Raw genomic sequence first — 17,003 nt, 5'->3', positions numbered from 1 at the left:
ATGTCCGGTACGAAAATCCATCCAACTGCTCTTGTGGAGAAGGGAGCGCAGCTTGGTGAGAATGTATGCGTTGGGCCGTTTTGCCATATTAGTTCAGAGGCTGTTATTGGTGATGAATGTAGTTTGACAAGTCATGTTGTAATAATGGGAAAGACGACTTTAGGAGCTAAGAGTAAAGTATTTTCTCATGCAGTTTTGGGAGCTGAACCGCAAAATAATAAACATAAAGGAGGGGCTACGACTCTTTTTATTGGTAAGAATTGTACGATTCGTGAAGGTGTAACAATGCATAGGGGTTCCGATTCGAGTGTAGGAATGACAGTTGTTGGTGATAATTGCCAATTTTTTTGTTATGCGCATATCGCTCACGATTGTCATGTAGGCAATCATGTAACATTTGCCAATAACGTAATGATTGCTGGTCATGTTACTGTTGGTGATTATGTGATTATCGGGGGTGGAGCTGCTGTTCATCAATTTGTTCGTGTTGGACATCATGCATTTATTGGCGGTGTATCTGCACTAGTTGGTGATCTGATTCCTTATGGAACAGCTGTTGGTGTGCAGGCAAAACTTGCCGGACTTAATATTATTGGCATGAAGCGTGCAGGCCTTGGGCGTCAGGATATTCACGCACTACGTCATGCGGTTGCGATGCTTTTTGATCATAGCAAACCATTTAAAGAGCGTGTTAGTGATGTTGCTTCTTTTTATTCTTCTTCTCAGTCTGTTTCTGAAGTTGTTAATTTTATTAAAGAAGAAGGAAAGCGTTTTTATTGTACACCAAAATTTGAAGATAATAGAATAAAAGAACATAAGGATTAAAAATGCCTATTTACGGTGCCAGAAATTTTCTTTCCGGCCGTACTGCCGTTATAGCAGGAAATGGTGTTCTACCGATTACTGTTGCGCAGGTTCTTGAGAAGAATGGGCAAAATCCTTTTCTTGTACTTTTGCGTGGTGAAGCAGATTCTATTCTTTATCGTTATGAGCATTGCGAGCTATCAATTGTAGAGTTAGCACAACTCGTTAAAATCTTAAAAGAGGTTGGAGTTTATAATGTTGTTTTGGCAGGTGGTGTGAAAAAGCGACCACTTCTTAAACAATTGCGACTGGACTGGACAACATTTTTAGCTCTGCCTAAGTTAATCGGAGCTTTGAGGAAGGGAGATGATGCGTTATTAAAAGCTTTTATACGGATTATTGAAGCGTATGGTTTTTGTGTTATCGGTGCCCATGAAATAGTACCAGATCTTTTAGCTCCCATAGCATTTAATTTAACAATACGGCGTGCTACGCCAAAAGAGAAAAAAGATATTTTTTTAGCAGCAGAAGCAGCAAAACTTTTAGGTCAATTGGATATTGGACAAGCCGTTGTTGTTGTTCAGGGAAGGGTGGTTGCTTTGGAGGGCGCTGAGGGAACTGATAATATGTTGTGGCGTGTTTGTGAAATGCGAGAAAGAGGGCAAATTCCCTCTAAGGGTGGTGTTCTTGTAAAATGTGCAAAACCACAACAGGATAATCGCGTTGATTTGCCATCAATTGGTCCCGCGACAATAATGAATATTGCAAAGAGTGGTTTATCTGGTGTTGCGGTGGAGGCAAATAGAAGTCTAATATTATCAGTGAAAACAACAATAGAAAAAGCCAACAAATATTCTCTATTTATAGAGACATTTGAGAAGTTTGGTCATGAATAATTGTTTCTTAAAGATTGCAGTGGTTTCAGGTGAGGAATCTGGTGATTTACTTGGGGCCGATCTAATTTCTTGTTTATCACAACAGATAGGATGCAATATTCATTTGATTGGTGTTGGGGGGAGCCATTTAAAGGCATTAGGCTTAAAAAGCTTTTTTGATTCCCATGATATTGCTTTAATAGGTTTAAAGGAGGTGTTGAAAAAACTACCGTTGTTGTTGCTACACATTCGCAATTTATCCAAATTTATTGCACAAGAACAACCTGATTGTTTAATTATTATTGATAGTCCTGATTTCACGCATCGTATTGCAAAAAAGGTACGTGCTTTAGCGCCTTCTATTCCTATCATTAAATATATTGCACCAACCGTTTGGGCATGGAGGCCAGAGCGTGCAAAAGCTATGTGTGGATTTGTTGATCATGTTTTAGCGGTTTTTCCTTTTGAAGAAAAGATTATGCAAGATTTGGGAGGCCCTGCCACGACTTATGTTGGACATCGTCTTTTGACATATCCTCCCCTTTTGAGAATTCAGTCAGAAAAAAAAAGCCAATTAGAACAAAGAAATTTGATCGATACACAAGCATTATCGCCTACATTAGTTATTTTGCCAGGATCGCGCAATTCAGAAATTCGTTCTTTAATGCCTATTTTTCGAGAAACAGTAGAGATTCTTGTACAACGTATTCCTCATTTACGTATTATTTTACCAACCTTACCTCATTTGGTAGATAGAATCCGGGACTTTGTGCAGGGCTGGAAAAGCAAGATAGAAATTGTAGTTGGTGAAGATGAAAAATGGCGTGCTTTTGCACAAGCAGATGTTGCTCTTGCTGCACATGGAACTGTTTCACTTGAATTAGCCTTAGCAAAAGTTCCTATGGTTCTTTGCTATAAACTTGATTTCTTTTCTAAATTATTTATTTTTCCTAAAATGATGTTATGGAGCGCTGCTCTTCCGAATATTATTGCTGATAAGCCTATTGTTTCGGAATATTTGAATGAATTAATCCGTCCTGGCATGTTAGCAAGACAGGTAGAACAACTTTTGGCTAATCCTTTATTGCGACAGGCACAACTTGATTCCTTTGAGATGGTAGAACAGAAAATGAAAACTGAAGTACCATCGGGGGTTGTTGGCGCACAAACAATTATCACTCTTTTAAAAAGTAGGAATAAAATTGTATAAATAAAGCAATATTTTAATGATTAATATTTAATTTTAGCAAGAAATTCACAAGCACGTTGGCTTTTAGGATTGGTAAAAAATTTTTCAGATGCTGTATCTTCAACAATTTTTCCGTTTTCTAGAAAGAGTATTCTTTCTGAGACTTTCCGTGCGAAGTCCATTTCATGAGTAACACAAAGCATTGTGATTCCTGTATCTGCTAATTGAGCCATTACTTGCAAAACTTCTCCTACACTTTCTGGATCAAGAGCAGAGGTTGGTTCGTCAAAAAGCATTACTTCAGGTTCCATACAAAGTGCACGGGCAATCGCAACACGCTGTTGTTGCCCACCAGAGAGTTGTAAAGGATATTTTTCACAGTGTTTTTCAATACCGACATGCGTTAAGTAATGAATTGCTCGTTCTTTTGCTTGTTGTTTGGAAAGACCTTGAACTGTCATAGGGGCTAAAATACAATTTTGTATAACGCTCATGTGGGGGAATAAATTAAAGTTCTGAAAGACCATTCCTATCTTACGGAGAACATTTTTTTGCTGTTGTACAGGGGCGGTATGGATATCAACGTTATGGATACGGATCGAACCTTTTTGTGCTTGTTCTAATTGATTAATACAACGAATTAACGTTGATTTTCCAGATCCGGATGGGCCACAAATAACGATATGTTCACCAGTTTGAACATCAAAGTTGATATCATGTAGAACCTGAAAGTTTCCGTACCATTTATTGAGGTTTCGAATGGAGATCACAGGGTTTTTATTGGGAGAGATCGATTGATTATTTTTCAAATTCATCTTGTTTTATTCTTTCATTGATGAATGAATTTATTAATTCAACATTTTGATTTGGTAAAGTTCTTTTATGATCATTTATTTATCGTAAATATCGAGTGAGGCGATGTTCGATAAAAACAATAAAACGATGAATGAGTTCAACAATAAAAAGATAGATAAGGGCTGCCCAAACGTAAACTTGAAAATCGAATGTACGTGAATAAGTGAGTTTAGCAATCCCCATTAAATCATAAACAGTAATAAGTGAGGCAATGGCACTGGATTTAATCATTAAAATCAACTCATTGCCTAGAGGGCGTAATGCTATAATCATTGCTTGTGGAAGAATAACTTTAAAAAATGTGACAGAGTTGCTTAAACCTAAAGCTTTTGATGCTTCACGTTGCCCAGTTGTTACGGATAAAAAACTTCCTTTAAAGATCTCAGATTGATAGGCAGCAGAATTGAGTGTAAAAATAAAAAGACAACAATACCACGCGTTTTGAAAAAACCACCATAGACCAACCTGTTGCCAAAAATTGTTCATTGAACCAAGCCCATAATAAAAAAGGAAGAGTTGGGCTAACAAAGGAGAGCCGCGAAAAAAATAGACATAAGCATTTGCGAAATATTGTAAAAACGTATTCTTTGATAAACGCGCAAAAGCGATAAGCATACCAAGGAAAAAACCAAGAGAACAAGAAATAGAAACAAGCTCAACAGTAACAATAAAGCCATCAACAAATTTGGGGCCATAACGGCTTAAAAGATCAGGATTAAAAAGGAAATAAAGCCACTCCGGAATCATTAACCTAGCACCTTTTTATAGCCTATTTGAGTGTATGTTTCCACATAGCGTAATATTGTAGAAAAAAACGCTGAAAATAATAAATAGAGTAAGCATGCTACAAGATAAAATAGCATGGGTTTATTGGTTGCCGCGACAGCTAAATTCGTTTGTCGCATGAGGTCAACAAGCGCGATAGTTGAAACGAGGGATGTATCTTTCAGTAAAGTAAGCCAATTATTAGAAAGTCCTGGTAAGGCATTTCGGATGAGCTGAGGGAAGACAATACGAAAAAATGTGGTTGATCGTGAAAGGCCTAAAGCTTTGGCAGCTTCATATTGACCTTTATCAAAAATATTAAATGCTCCAAGCCAAACTTCACAAGAGAAAGCTGCAAAAACCAGACTGAGTGCAAGGACACCAGCAACAAAAGCATTGATGCTGAACATGATTTCAAGATTAAAATAGTCAAAGGCATTTTGAATAAGATTTTGTAATCCATAGTAAACTAAAAACAGAGTTAAAAGCTCTGGTAATCCACGAAATACCGTTGAAAAGAGACGTGCTAGAGCTTTAGCTATCTTAATATTGGATCGAATCATTACTGCATTGAGAAGACCTAAGGGAAGCCCTAGAAGGCCACAACACAACGCCAATGACAATGTCATTCCTGCACTGGAAAGTATAACCGCTCCCCATCCACCATTGCTAAATGATAGCAATGCTAAATTTTCAATCATTCTTGTGTTCCTCATGAAAGAGTTAGATAATGTTTTTTAGAAATAGACAGTAGGTTGCATTTAAATATCACATTGATATTTAATAAACATCATTTGTAAAATATTTTCTCATAATTTTCTCATAAGTTCCATCCAAACGGATTTCTTTTATTGCTTCATTGAACTTATTTTTAAGATCATTATTATTTTGACGGATTGCAATTGCAACAGGAAACTTTGTTTCTTCCAGAGTTCCTAGGAGGAAACAGCAATCTTTTCCTTCATTTTTAAGCCAATTTAACGCTTCTAATTTATCAACAATAATCATATCAAGTCGATGATTTAAGAGGTCACGATTCATTTCTATTGTGGAAGGATAGAGTTTGATTTTTACCTCTTTAGAGGCATAATGATCTTCCGCATACAAAGCTTGTGTTGTATTGGATTGCACACCAAGATTTTTACCTCTAAAGCTTTGTGTTGAGAGTTCCTTAATTCCTGAATCTTTAGTAACAATGACAGCCAGTGCTGTGTCATAGTAAGGATCTGTAAAGTCAATTTTTTGTAAACGCTCTTGCGTATGAGAGAGAGAAGCAACAATAGCGTCATATTTTTTTGCAATAAGTCCGGGGATCATTCCCTCGAAATCTTGCGTGACAATAGTACACTCAACATTCATTTTTTTACAAAGTGCATAAGATATATCAATATCAAATCCCTGCAGTTTGTTATTTGAATCAATATAACTAAAAGGAGGATAGGTGCCTTCACTCGCAATTTTTAATGTTTTCGCATCAGCCAATTGGGCGAATAGCGCGGCGCTTATTATAAGAGCTCCAGCTAATAGTTTCATGATATTCTCCTATTGGATAAGCGGGCAAATATGAAATCGTCACGTTTTATAATCTGTAAGCTTTTTGGGAGCAATGCAAAAATTTATCGGCGTTTATTTTAGATCATTATGTTGCAGATTATTATCAAAAAATTATCTTTTTTATTGATTTAAAGAAAATGAATATCTTATTGCTTTTATGATGGCTTAATTTTCATAAAATGAGTGCTTTGCATTATCTCATAAATAAAAATCGAGAAATTTTCTTGCAAAATAAGGCTATTCAATTTGAACATGAAGAAAAAATTAGATTTTTATAAAATAAAAATACAATCTCAATTATTATTAGATTCCATGAAAGGTTTAAATATCGAGAAACAATTAAAAATTAACTTTTTATAAATATAAATTTTTCTTATAAAAATACTGGGTTTTCAATCATACTTGCATGTTCAACAAAGAGTTTGAAAATATTCCTTAAAATATAAAGCTTCAAGTTTAATTCATAGTGATATTTAATCGATATCGAATGCAAAATACTTTCTCATAATTTCATCATAGGTTCCATCGGCGCGGATTTCTTCTATTGCTTTATTGAACTTATTTTTAAGATCAGTATTATTTTGACGGAGTGCAATTGCAATAGGAAATTTTGTTTCTTCTAAAGTTCCTAGAAGCTCGCAGCAATCCTTTCCTTCATTTTCAAGCCAATTTAATGCTTTTAATTTATCAAAGATGATTATATCAAGCCGATGGCTTAAAAGGTCACGAGTAACTTCTATTGCTGTAGGATAAAGTTTGATATTCACTTCTCCAGAGGCATAATGGTCTTCTGAATATGAAGCCTGTGTTGTATTTGATTGTACACCAAGATTTTTACCTTTAAAGCTTTGTGTTGAGATCTCTTTAATTCCCGAATTTTTGCTAACAATAACAGCGAGTACTGTATTGTAGTAAGGATCTGTAAAATCAATTTTTTGTAAGCGCTCTTTTGTAGGAGAAAGGGAAGAAACGATAGCATCGTATTTTTTGGCAATAAGTCCGGGAATCATTCCCTCGAAGTCTTGCATGACGATAGTGCATTCAATATTCATTTTTTTACAAAGTGCATAAGCTATATCAATATCAAACCCTTGAAGTTCGTTATTTGAGTCAATATAACTAAATGGCGGATAAGAAGCATCACTTGCAATTTTCAGCGTTTGAGAATTGGCCGTTAGAGTAAACAGTGTTGCGCTTATTATAAGAGCTCCTACTAATAATTTCATTATGTTCTCCTATTAGATAAGCTGGCAAATATGAAACCATTATGCATTTTTATAATCTTTAAGCTCTTTGGGAGCAATGTAAAAAATTGAGTTGTTTTCATTATGCTGGATATTATTATCAAAAAAATAATTTATTTTTATCAAGCATGGGAATAGAAAATACAGGAAAGAAGTAAACCTCTTATCGCTTATATAATGAATTTTAATAATTTTATTTAAAAATCAGTAAATTATCTTTAAAAGAAAAACTATTAATTTAAATACAAAGAAAATTTTAGTCCTTAACAGGATAAAATATTATTATTTCCACTTTTTATATGAAATGCAGAATGTCAAAATAAATTTATTTTCTAACAATTGTGAAGATTTTCTTCTAAGAAGTTTGATTTTAGCCGATGATGTTTAAGATGAATGCCTGTATAGGATATAATCATTATAATAAGTTGATCTTTATAGCTATTCTTATAGAAAGAGTCATTTTGCATAGCAAATTTTAAGAGTGCATTTCATTTTCATTCTAATCTACTGTATTTGAAGAAGATAGAAAGAAAAATTCTGACATTGCTAAGTTTTAATATGTAATAAAGGTTTTAAATATGAGGGAATCATAGAAAATACGCTTCATTGAAAATAATGAGAATTATAGGGTAAAATTTTCAATTTTTTTTACTAAATGTGTAGCTAATTTTCAAAAGAGTATTATCAATTTATTGACAGAGCCAAAATTTAGAATTTTTTCGTAAATTTTTATAATGATGTTCTCTGGCGAGAAAGAGCTTTAAAATGAGGTTTTATAAAAATCCTTAAAGGATGCTTTTTGATCACTTTCAATAAAGCCTCAGTAAACTGAAGCTTTATTGATTGATTTATCTCTTTAATTTACACGTTCATCTATAGGAACATAGTCACGCATAGCATAACCTGTGTAAAGTTGTCGAGGACGACCAATTTTTTGGGCAGGGTCTTCAATCATTTCTTTCCATTGTGCCACCCACCCAACACTGCGTGCTAATGCAAAAAGAACAGTAAACATTTCGGTTGGAAAACCTAAAGCTTTTAATGTAATGCCGGAATAAAAATCAACATTGGGATAAAGCTTTTTCTCAATAAAATATTCATCACTTAAAGCAATTTTTTCAAGCTCTATTGCAATATCAAGAAGCGGGTCATCTTGAATGTTGAGTTCTTTTAAAACTTCATGACAAGTTTTTTGCATGATTTTTGCACGTGGATCATAATTTTTATAGACACGATGCCCAAAGCCCATAAGGCGGAAAGGATCATTTTTATCTTTTGCACGTGCAATAAATTCAGGAATTCTTTTAATAGAACCTATTTCTTGTAGCATTTTTAGACATGCTTCATTGGCACCACCATGTGCTGGTCCCCAAAGGCATGCAACACCTGCTGCAATACAGGCAAACGGATTAGCACCTGAGGATCCAGCAAGACGCACTGTAGATGTAGAAGCATTTTGTTCATGATCTGCATGAAGGATAAAGATTTGATCCATCGCTCGGGCAAGCACTGGATTTATTTTATATTCTTCACAAGGAACAGCAAAACACATATGGAGGAAATTTGCAGCATAACTAAGATCATTGCGTGGATAAACAAAGGCTTGTCCGATACTGTATTTATAGGCCATAGCAGCAAGCGTTGGAACTTTTGAGATAAGACGTACAGAAGCAATCATTCTCTGGTGAGGATCTGTAATATCAATAGAGTCGTGATAGAACGCAGACATAGCGCCAAGGCAGGCAACCATGACGGCCATGGGATGAGAGTCACGACGGAAGCCGTGGAAGAAACGTGAAAACTGCTCGTGGACCATGGTATGTTGCATAATACATCGATCAAAGTCGTTTTTTTCTTTCTGTGTTGGGAGTTCACCATAAAGGAGAAGATAACAACTTTCGAGAAAGTCTCCTTTTTCAGCCAATTGGTCGATAGGATAACCACGATAAAGCAATATGCCTTTATCACCATCAATATAAGTAATTTTTGATTCACAAGAAGCTGTTGAAGTAAAACCAGGATCATAAGTAAAAATATCGGTTTTTTTGTAGAGAGAAGCAATTTCGATGACTTCAGGTCCACTTGTGCCTTTACGCAGGGGAAGTTCTACTTTTTTATCATTCACAATAAGATGTGCGTTATTCTCAGACATTCGGTATTCCTTTCAGATCCTTCGCTTCTAAAAATTAAGACTCTGCTTCATCAGAGTAGGAGATATACAATAACTGAAGCTTTTCTTACTTATACTAAGGGCAGATTGCCTCTAAAAGTGAGTACATGCAATCTAAAATATTTCCTTAGCGATCATTATTACTCAATACAAATTGTATTTCAATGATATAACATAAAAAACTCTTTTAGATTGCGTTGAAATATTTGTATAGAGATCTATTTGAGGAGATCTATTCAGTACATATCATGAGTATATTTTTTTGATAAGTTGGTCTTTGATACGATGAAGGCATTCATCGCGTCCTAATAAAATAAGAATATCTAAAACTCCTGGCGATGTTGCGCGTCCTGTAAGAGCTGCGCGAAGTGGTTGGGCGATAGATCCAAATTTAAGATTTTCTGTTTGGGCATAAGAGCGAAGAGTTTCATCTAAAGCTTTTGTATCCCAAGAGGGGCAAGCTTTCAGGGCAAGATAAAGAGCGTTTAAAATGGTTCGTCCATTTTTATCTAAGAGCATTTGTGCTTTTTCATCAAGCTGTAATGGTCGTTGCGTAAAAATGAAGGCGGCATTATCAATCAGCTCGCACAGTGTTTTTGAACGTTCTTTCAAATGTGGGATTGCTTTTAAAAATTGAACACGGCGTTTTTCATCAAGTCTTTCAATGGTTTGTGCTCCCTTATCGGTTTCTGGTAGAATATCAAGAGCGGCATCAAAAAGTTCTTGATCATTGCTCATGCGCATATAGTGTCCGTTAATGGAATCGAGCTTTTTGAGATCAAAACGAGCAGCACCTTTGTTAATATCCTCAATATCAAACCAAGAAATCATATCTTCAAGTGATATAAGTTCGTCATCCCCGTGACTCCACCCTAAACGGACAAGGTAATTGCGCAAAGCAGCAGGAAGATATCCCATGGTTCGGTAAGCATCAACACCGAGCGCCCCATGCCGCTTTGATAATTTTGCGCCGTTTTCACCGTGGATAAGAGGAATATGTGCCATAACAGGAATATCCCATCCCATTGCTTTAAAGATGATTATTTGTCGGGCTGCATTGGTAAGATGATCGTCTCCACGTATGATATGTGTGATGCCCATATCATGATCATCAACGACAACAGCATGCATATAGGTAGGCGAACCATCAGAACGCAAAATAATAAAGTCATCAAGATCTTTATTAGGAAAACGAACATCACCTTGAACAAGATCATGTACTATGGTTTCTCCCTCTTGAGGGGCTTTGATGCGAATAACAGGTTTAACACCTTTAGGAGCTTCAGAACGATCACGGTCCCGCCAACGTCCATCATAACGGGGCGGGCGCCTTTCTGTACGGGCTTTTTCACGCATTTCAGCTAATTCTTCAGGTGAAGCATAACAATAATATGCTTTGCCATTCTTGACCAACTGCTCGGCGATTTGGCGGTGACGTTCTGCACGTTCAAATTGCGAAATAGGGGCGCCATCATAGTTAAGACCCATCCAGTGCAAGCCATCTATTATGGCTTTTACAGCTGCTTCTGTTGAACGTTCCCGGTCTGTATCTTCAATTCGTAGAAGCATTTTTCCACCGGTATGTTTTGCATAAAGCCAATTAAAAAGAGCAGTACGAGCGCCACCAATATGAAGGAAACCTGTGGGTGAAGGGGCAAAACGGGTAATAACAGACACGAATATTTTCCTTTAAATTGAGATATTACTTATGGAACTTTATAGAAAGGTTATGTTAGCATAAGTGATGGGGTGTGCAATAGCCGTATTGCGAGTTAAAGTGGGGGACTGATGTTTTATAAAAGTAAAGAGGGTTTATCCGAAAAATCTGTTACAGAAAGAAAAAAGCCATGTCAGATAGGGCAGAGTGTTTTTTCTAGATATGATGATGCAAAGAACGGTAGCTATAACCAACAAAAACTTTTTTTATTGACACTCTTAAAAGAAGTAATCATTTTTTTTCGCAAATGGTTAGAAGATTGTATTAATAAAGAGGTTGCTTTTGGTATCCTTTTTTCGCTGATTTTAGTCTTTTTTGCCCTAGGAATCATTTTCTATTTTCATTTAGAGTGGGAACCAAGTTGGGGACAATTGGGGGCATTGGTCAGTATTTTTCTGGGAATATTCTATGGTGCACGTTTTTATCCAAAAATATGGATTCCCGTGGGATTTCTGTTTTGTATTATATTGGGTACTTTAGCGGCAAAAATAGAAACGTGGCGTATTGCAACACCCATGTTAGGCAGTGACATTGTCACTACATTGACGGGAAGAATTGTTTCTATTGAGTCAGGTGCCAAAGGAGGATTTCGTTTAGTTTTGGATATTTTGAGTACAGAAAAGCCCATATTACGCCATAGTCTTCATCGTGTTCGTTTATCGGCAAAATATTTGCCATCTGGCTTAGCGATTGGTGATGGACTGCATGGAAAAGTGAAGATGCGTGCATTCTCTGGGCCGGTGCGTCCAGGAGGCTACGATTTTAGTTTTCATAATTACTTTAAAAGAATTGGGGCACAAGGCGTTTATTTAGGAAAACCAAGAAAAATATCCGTTTCTCAGCCTGATGGGATATTCGCTATCATTCTACAGAAAATTGAAAATTTACGCACGAAGATGACACAAAGAATCCGTATAGCCCTTGAAGGAGAAAAGGGGAGTGTTGCAGCTGCCCTCATAACAGGGCAGCGTGCTGGTATTTCAAATGAGACAAATGAAGCATTACGTACAGCTGGATTAGCCCATATTTTATCAATATCAGGTTTACATATGGCGTTGTTAAGCGGCATAGTTCTTTTGAGTATCCGTAGTTTTTTAGCATTTTTTCCAGTTTTTTCTTCCTATTATTCCAGTAAAAAGTTTGCTGCTATCGTTGCGTTTATGATAACAGCTTTTTATTTGTTATTGTCGGGCTTAGCAATATCAGCGCAAAGAAGTTTTGTGATGATTGCTGTTATGTTGGTTGCTATATTGTGTAATCGCTCTGCTATAACAATGCGTAATTTTTCCATTGCAGGGTTGATAACTCTGGCGATGACACCCCATGAAATATTAGGTCCTAGCTTTCAAATGTCCTTTTCTGCGACTGCTGCTTTGATCGCTTTTTTTGATTGGTGGAGTGGAAGATCATTTTTTCGTAAAAGAAAAACAACTCCCTCTTATGTTGGAGGAGGAGTGATGAATTTTGTTTTCTTATCGATTCTTTCAACGTGTGCTTCTTCCTTTGTTGCAGGGAGTGCAAGTGGAATTTATGCTGCTTATCATTTTTCTAATATGGCATCTTTGAGCATTATCAGTAATGCTTTTGCTTTGCCTGTCATCTCAATTTTTGTCATTCCCTTTGGATTAATCGCAGTTCTTGCAATGTTAGGAGGATTTGAATGGCTTCCCCTTCAAATTATGGGGTTTGGAGTTGATCTTGTGATAAAGATTGCACATGCTATCAAGGCTATTTCTCCTGATTTGAATCCTGGTTTTATGCCGTTATCTGCGTTGATCTTACTGAGTATAGGCTTGGTTGGATTGACTTTTTGCAAAACACCTATCAGGCTCTTTTTTAGTTTTTTTATTTTGGTTGGTATTTGTATTTGTGTGATGCATTCACCTGTACAACTGATGATCGCAGATAATATGCGTCTGGTGGGTGTTATCCATGATAAAAAATTATATATTGATCGTTACCATATTTCTAAATTAACGTCATCCATATGGAAAAAGTCATTCCGTGTGAATGAAATGATTAAACCAACAAAATATGGGCCTTCATTGCATGGACAATTTATTTGTGATCGTCATGTCTGTGCATCCTTATTGGATAATGGATTAAAAGTGATCGTTTTACACAGAGAAACAGATCAATGTGTAGAGGCAGATATTCTCATTCAGACATTTACAATTGCGATGCATAATCCAGTATGTCACAAGAAGGCAAAAATAATATTTACCCCTCAACAATTGTTATCACGAGGAAGCGTGATGATGACCAAAAGTGGGGATATTATTTGGTCTTCTCTAGGGTTTCATAGACCATGGAATATGCATAGACGGTATGCACAAAAAAATATATAATTAAATCGCATTTTTCTTCATATCTGGACGATGACAAAACAGAAAAGAATAGAAGACTTTTCTGATAATATTTTGCGGTATTTAGATTGGTAAATTTATCAATGTCATTGAAACGAAATAATAATCTACAGTTTTCTAGAAATAGATGATTTTTATATCTGATCATTTTAATTTTTTCAAAAAAATTGCTATGTGCATCTTTGTGCATCCTATTGATAGAACAAGATAAATCAAAAATTCTTATTGAATGAGAAAAATGCTAACAAATCTTCTCAAAGAAATAAAAAAGATAATTGTTGATTATTCTATTTTATTCTTATCATATATTTCTATAACGAGTAACATCTCTTCAAGCAAAAGCGATGGTCAATTTAAATAGATTGCGTCAAGAGGTTATCTTTTATTATCATTATTATCGGTGGTAATAGGGGTGATAAGTGTTGCTTATACGGATAGAAGGCAAAGTCATTCATGAATGTTCAGCAGTTAAAAAAAATGGCAGCTGTTAGAGCGCTTGAATTTATTGAAGATGGTATGCGGCTTGGTATCGGATCTGGTTCGACAGTCAATGAGTTTATTCGTCTTCTTGGTGAGCGTGTTGCTGATGGTCTACGTGTGACTGGTGTTGCTACCTCACGACATTCTGAACAGCTCTGTCGTAAGTTTGGAGTTCCTGTTAGCACTTTAGAAGAAATACCTGAATTGGATCTTGATATTGATGGAGCAGATGAAATTGGTCCTCAGATGATGCTCATTAAAGGGGGAGGGGGAGCATTGTTGTATGAAAAAATTGTGGCATCGGCATCCCGTGAAATGCTTGTCATTGCTGATGAAACAAAGATAGTAAAAAGACTTGGTGCTTTTGCACTACCGATTGAAGTTAATTCATTTGGTATCCATACAACACGCAAAGCCATCGAAAAAGTTGCTGATGATTTAGGGCTTTCTGGAAAAATTGCATTGCGAATGAATGGAAAAAATCCTTTTGAAACAGATGGTGGCCATTTTATTTTTGATGCATTTTGGGGCTGCATTTTGCAACCAAAACCATTATCGGATGCACTTCTTGCTATTCCTGGTGTTGTTGAGCATGGCCTTTTTTTGGGGTTGGCTTCACGTGCAATTGTCGCTATGGCTGATGGGCAAATAAAAGTTTTAGAACCGTTTGATTTTTAGAAAAGGCATTTACATGATGATATGTTAGCACAGTAAAAAAGGGTCTTAAAGATTTTAGGTAGAATAACGAATTAAAATTATAATTAGCGATCGGGGTAATCATTAAATGAAAGTAATATTTTCTTTTCAGCGTTTTGTCGTATATTTTAGTGCAATTGCTATTTTTGTTGTGAATGTTGGAATGGTTTATGCACAAGGTGTGAGTGATCAACATTTAGATTCAGCGCGAAAGGCGATCAGATCCATTCATGCAACGGATCAATTTGATAGCTTTTTACCAAATGCAGTCCATGATTTCAAAAATGAACTAATCAGTGATGATCCGAATTTGGCAACAGCTATTTCTGATATTGTTGATAAGCAAGCGCTTGCTTTAGTTAAAAGGCGCTCTGATCTAGAAAAAGAGATTGCTCATGTGTATGCAAAATATTTTACTCAAAAAGAGCTTGATGCCATTACAGCATTTTATAATTCTGACACCGGTAAAAAGTTTTTGACAGAAGTCCCCAATATTGCACGTGATTCTTATTCAGCATTTGATATATGGCGTACTGCTCTTATGCGGGATCTTGTAGAAAATGTGAAAAAAGAGATGTCTGAAACACTTAATTTGAATAATTCTACTATGCCTACAAATATGCCTATAAAATCAGAATCTTCAGAAAATAAAAAATAACTTGATTGATATTATAACAACAATGGGCAATTTCTGATTTTTTTAATAGCGGCGGTTTTCCCGCCGTTTTAAATATTTTAATAAGAATAAACCCTTTAAGAATATTGCTTAAAATGCTTCTTCAAAAGAAAAAAGACTTTTATTTGATAATAAATGATCTTAGCCTATTGTTTGTAGATATATGAGAAGGATTAGTTCGTGGGTTCTTTTGATTTTGATTTATTTGTTATTGGAAGTGGTTCTGGTGGAGTGCGTGCAGCACGGCTTGCTGGAGGTCTTGGCAAGCGGGTAGCTATAGCAGAGGAATATCGTATAGGGGGCACTTGTGTTATTCGTGGTTGCGTTCCCAAAAAACTTTATGTTTATGCATCACAATATGTAAGAGAATTTAAGAAAAGTGTTGGTTTTGGGTGGGAATATGCGGATCCAATTTTTAGCTGGGAAAAGTTGGTTGCAGCTAAAAATAAAGAAATATCAAGGTTAGAAGGCCTGTATCGTAAGGGATTAGAAAATAACAATGTGCATATTTATGAAAGTCGTGCTACTTTTATAGATGATCACACATTAGAGCTTTCTGCCACGGGTGAGCGGGTAAGTGCAGAAAAAATTTTGATTGCAACAGGGGCAAAACTTGCACCAAATACGTCCATAGAAGGCGGTGAATTTTGCCTTACTTCTAATGAGATTTTTGACCTTAATCAACTCCCAAAATCAATAGTGATTGTTGGTGGAGGGTATATTGGTGTTGAATTTGCTAATATTTTTCATGAATTAGGTGTAAAAACAATACTCCTTCATCGCGGTGATTTAATCCTTCGTAATTTTGATCATGATTTGCGGCAATTGCTCAGCGATGCAATGATTGAAAAAGGGATTTCTATTCTCTATGGCATAACAATTTCTAAAGTACAGGCTGCCGAAAACTGTTATGATATTGTTTTATCAAATGGGCAAACGATCAGCACTGACCAAGTTCTGTTAGCTACGGGACGGATGCCCAATACTGCTGGTTTAGGACTTGAGAGAGTAGGTATAGAAGTTAATGAATTTGGTGCAGTTGTTGTTGATGAGAAAATGACAACAAATATCCCCCATATTTGGGCTGTTGGTGATGTAACAGGTCATATTCAATTAACACCCGTTGCGATTCATGATGCAATGTGTTTTGTTAAGACAGCATTTGAGAATATTCCCACAACACCTGATTATGATTTAATTACAACGGCAGTTTTTTCTCAACCAGAGATTGGAACGGTTGGTCTTTCAGAAGAGGAGGCGGTAAAGCGTTATAAGCGTCTTGAAATTTATCGTACAGTTTTTCGTCCTATGCGTAATATTCTTTCTGGTATTTCAGAGAAAATGCTTATGAAACTCATTGTTGATGGTGAAAGCCGTATTGTTGTGGGCGCTCATATTTTAGGGGAAAATGCTGGTGAAATGGCACAGCTTATAGGGATATCTCTCAAGGGTAAGCTAACGAAGGATATCTTTGATGAAACGATGGCAGTGCATCCAACGATGGCAGAAGAATTGGTAACGATGTATAAACCAAGTTATATATATGAAAATGGGAAGAAAATAGAAAGTTAAACAGCATATATTTTGGTGAAAAGTTTTTGATATGCCAAGC

The 17,003-nt window shown here is 36.0% G+C and carries 14 protein-coding genes; 7 read left to right on the top strand and 7 right to left on the bottom strand.

What is annotated here, in order from left to right; all coding sequences use genetic code 11:
* Genes lpxA through lpxB form a run of 3 tightly spaced genes read left to right on the top strand, consistent with a single transcriptional unit; the run spans nucleotide 1 to nucleotide 2,889 of the window.
* Entirely contained in the window at nucleotides 1-825 is an 825-nt protein-coding gene (lpxA, locus tag ACFIMU_RS00670) for an acyl-ACP--UDP-N-acetylglucosamine O-acyltransferase (protein ID WP_375610638.1), read from the top strand.
* Between the two features lie 2 nt (nucleotides 826-827).
* Entirely contained in the window at nucleotides 828-1,700 is an 873-nt protein-coding gene (locus ACFIMU_RS00665; protein WP_375607208.1) for an LpxI family protein, read from the top strand.
* Complete coding sequence (gene lpxB, locus ACFIMU_RS00660; protein WP_375607207.1) at nucleotides 1,693-2,889, top strand: lipid-A-disaccharide synthase; 1,197 nt, start codon at nucleotides 1,693-1,695, stop codon at nucleotides 2,887-2,889. The genes ACFIMU_RS00665 and lpxB overlap by 8 nt, the downstream gene beginning before the upstream one ends.
* A 20-nt stretch (nucleotides 2,890-2,909) precedes the next feature.
* Here the strand turns inward: lpxB and ACFIMU_RS00655 are convergent, their stop codons facing one another.
* The 7 genes from ACFIMU_RS00655 to gltX all read right to left on the bottom strand — a co-directional run bounded on the left by ACFIMU_RS00655 (nucleotide 2,910) and on the right by gltX (nucleotide 11,133).
* On the bottom strand, nucleotides 2,910-3,683 hold the full coding sequence (locus ACFIMU_RS00655) for an amino acid ABC transporter ATP-binding protein (RefSeq protein ID WP_375607206.1): 774 nt from the start codon (nucleotides 3,681-3,683) through the stop codon (nucleotides 2,910-2,912).
* 79 nt (nucleotides 3,684-3,762) lie between these two features.
* Entirely contained in the window at nucleotides 3,763-4,470 is a 708-nt protein-coding gene (locus ACFIMU_RS00650; protein ID WP_375607205.1) for an ABC transporter permease, read from the bottom strand.
* The gene (locus ACFIMU_RS00645; RefSeq protein ID WP_375607204.1) at nucleotides 4,470-5,189 is read right to left on the bottom strand and encodes an ABC transporter permease; all 720 of its coding nucleotides are present in this window, start codon (nucleotides 5,187-5,189) and stop codon (nucleotides 4,470-4,472) included. Before ACFIMU_RS00645 ends, ACFIMU_RS00650 begins: the two co-directional genes overlap by 1 nt.
* Nucleotides 5,190-5,268: 79 nt before the next feature.
* Nucleotides 5,269-6,021 (bottom strand): transporter substrate-binding domain-containing protein, encoded by a 753-nt coding sequence (locus tag ACFIMU_RS00640; RefSeq protein WP_375608543.1) that lies wholly within the window; start codon nucleotides 6,019-6,021, stop codon nucleotides 5,269-5,271.
* 494 nt (nucleotides 6,022-6,515) lie between these two features.
* The gene (locus ACFIMU_RS00635) at nucleotides 6,516-7,268 is read right to left on the bottom strand and encodes a transporter substrate-binding domain-containing protein (RefSeq protein WP_375615217.1); all 753 of its coding nucleotides are present in this window, start codon (nucleotides 7,266-7,268) and stop codon (nucleotides 6,516-6,518) included.
* A gap of 874 nt (nucleotides 7,269-8,142) precedes the next feature.
* Nucleotides 8,143-9,438, bottom strand: a complete 1,296-nt coding sequence (gene gltA, locus ACFIMU_RS00630; RefSeq protein WP_375609502.1) for a citrate synthase — start codon at nucleotides 9,436-9,438, stop codon at nucleotides 8,143-8,145.
* Between the two features lie 264 nt (nucleotides 9,439-9,702).
* Entirely contained in the window at nucleotides 9,703-11,133 is a 1,431-nt protein-coding gene (gene gltX, locus ACFIMU_RS00625) for a glutamate--tRNA ligase (RefSeq protein WP_375608546.1), read from the bottom strand.
* A gap of 111 nt (nucleotides 11,134-11,244) precedes the next feature.
* Between gltX and ACFIMU_RS00620 the strand changes: the two genes are divergently transcribed.
* The 4 genes from ACFIMU_RS00620 (at nucleotide 11,245) to gor (ending at nucleotide 16,963) form a co-directional block, all read left to right on the top strand.
* Complete coding sequence (locus ACFIMU_RS00620; RefSeq protein WP_375696736.1) at nucleotides 11,245-13,521, top strand: ComEC/Rec2 family competence protein; 2,277 nt, start codon at nucleotides 11,245-11,247, stop codon at nucleotides 13,519-13,521.
* A 471-nt stretch (nucleotides 13,522-13,992) separates the two neighbouring features.
* Nucleotides 13,993-14,697 (top strand): ribose-5-phosphate isomerase RpiA, encoded by a 705-nt coding sequence (gene rpiA / locus ACFIMU_RS00615; protein ID WP_375696735.1) that lies wholly within the window; start codon nucleotides 13,993-13,995, stop codon nucleotides 14,695-14,697.
* Between the two features lie 106 nt (nucleotides 14,698-14,803).
* Nucleotides 14,804-15,373: a DUF2059 domain-containing protein gene (locus ACFIMU_RS00610; protein ID WP_375614678.1), complete on the top strand. Its 570-nt coding sequence runs from the start codon at nucleotides 14,804-14,806 to the stop codon at nucleotides 15,371-15,373.
* A 198-nt stretch (nucleotides 15,374-15,571) separates the two neighbouring features.
* Entirely contained in the window at nucleotides 15,572-16,963 is a 1,392-nt protein-coding gene (gene gor / locus ACFIMU_RS00605; RefSeq protein ID WP_375607196.1) for a glutathione-disulfide reductase, read from the top strand.
* The last annotated feature ends 40 nt before the right edge of the window (nucleotides 16,964-17,003 follow it).

Source organism: Bartonella sp. AC70YNML, from assembly GCF_042196545.1.
Classification (GTDB): Bacteria; Pseudomonadota; Alphaproteobacteria; order Rhizobiales; family Rhizobiaceae; genus Bartonella.
This window is presented reverse-complemented; position numbering and strand designations above follow the sequence as displayed.

What these genes read in the sequence shown, in the direction of transcription:
- ACFIMU_RS00610 (WP_375614678.1), top strand. Translation starts at nt 14,804, where the DNA reads ATGAAAGTAATATTTTCTTTTCAGCGTTTTGTCGTATATTTTAGTGCA.
- ACFIMU_RS00655 (WP_375607206.1), bottom strand. Translation starts at nt 3,683, where the DNA reads ATGAATTTGAAAAATAATCAATCGATCTCTCCCAATAAAAACCCTGTG.
- rpiA (WP_375696735.1), top strand. Translation starts at nt 13,993, where the DNA reads ATGAATGTTCAGCAGTTAAAAAAAATGGCAGCTGTTAGAGCGCTTGAA.
- lpxA (WP_375610638.1), top strand. Translation starts at nt 1, where the DNA reads ATGTCCGGTACGAAAATCCATCCAACTGCTCTTGTGGAGAAGGGAGCG.
- ACFIMU_RS00650 (WP_375607205.1), bottom strand. Translation starts at nt 4,470, where the DNA reads ATGATTCCGGAGTGGCTTTATTTCCTTTTTAATCCTGATCTTTTAAGC.
- lpxB (WP_375607207.1), top strand. Translation starts at nt 1,693, where the DNA reads ATGAATAATTGTTTCTTAAAGATTGCAGTGGTTTCAGGTGAGGAATCT.
- ACFIMU_RS00635 (WP_375615217.1), bottom strand. Translation starts at nt 7,268, where the DNA reads ATGAAATTATTAGTAGGAGCTCTTATAATAAGCGCAACACTGTTTACT.
- ACFIMU_RS00620 (WP_375696736.1), top strand. Translation starts at nt 11,245, where the DNA reads ATGTTTTATAAAAGTAAAGAGGGTTTATCCGAAAAATCTGTTACAGAA.
- ACFIMU_RS00645 (WP_375607204.1), bottom strand. Translation starts at nt 5,189, where the DNA reads ATGATTGAAAATTTAGCATTGCTATCATTTAGCAATGGTGGATGGGGA.
- ACFIMU_RS00665 (WP_375607208.1), top strand. Translation starts at nt 828, where the DNA reads ATGCCTATTTACGGTGCCAGAAATTTTCTTTCCGGCCGTACTGCCGTT.
- gltA (WP_375609502.1), bottom strand. Translation starts at nt 9,438, where the DNA reads ATGTCTGAGAATAACGCACATCTTATTGTGAATGATAAAAAAGTAGAA.
- ACFIMU_RS00640 (WP_375608543.1), bottom strand. Translation starts at nt 6,021, where the DNA reads ATGAAACTATTAGCTGGAGCTCTTATAATAAGCGCCGCGCTATTCGCC.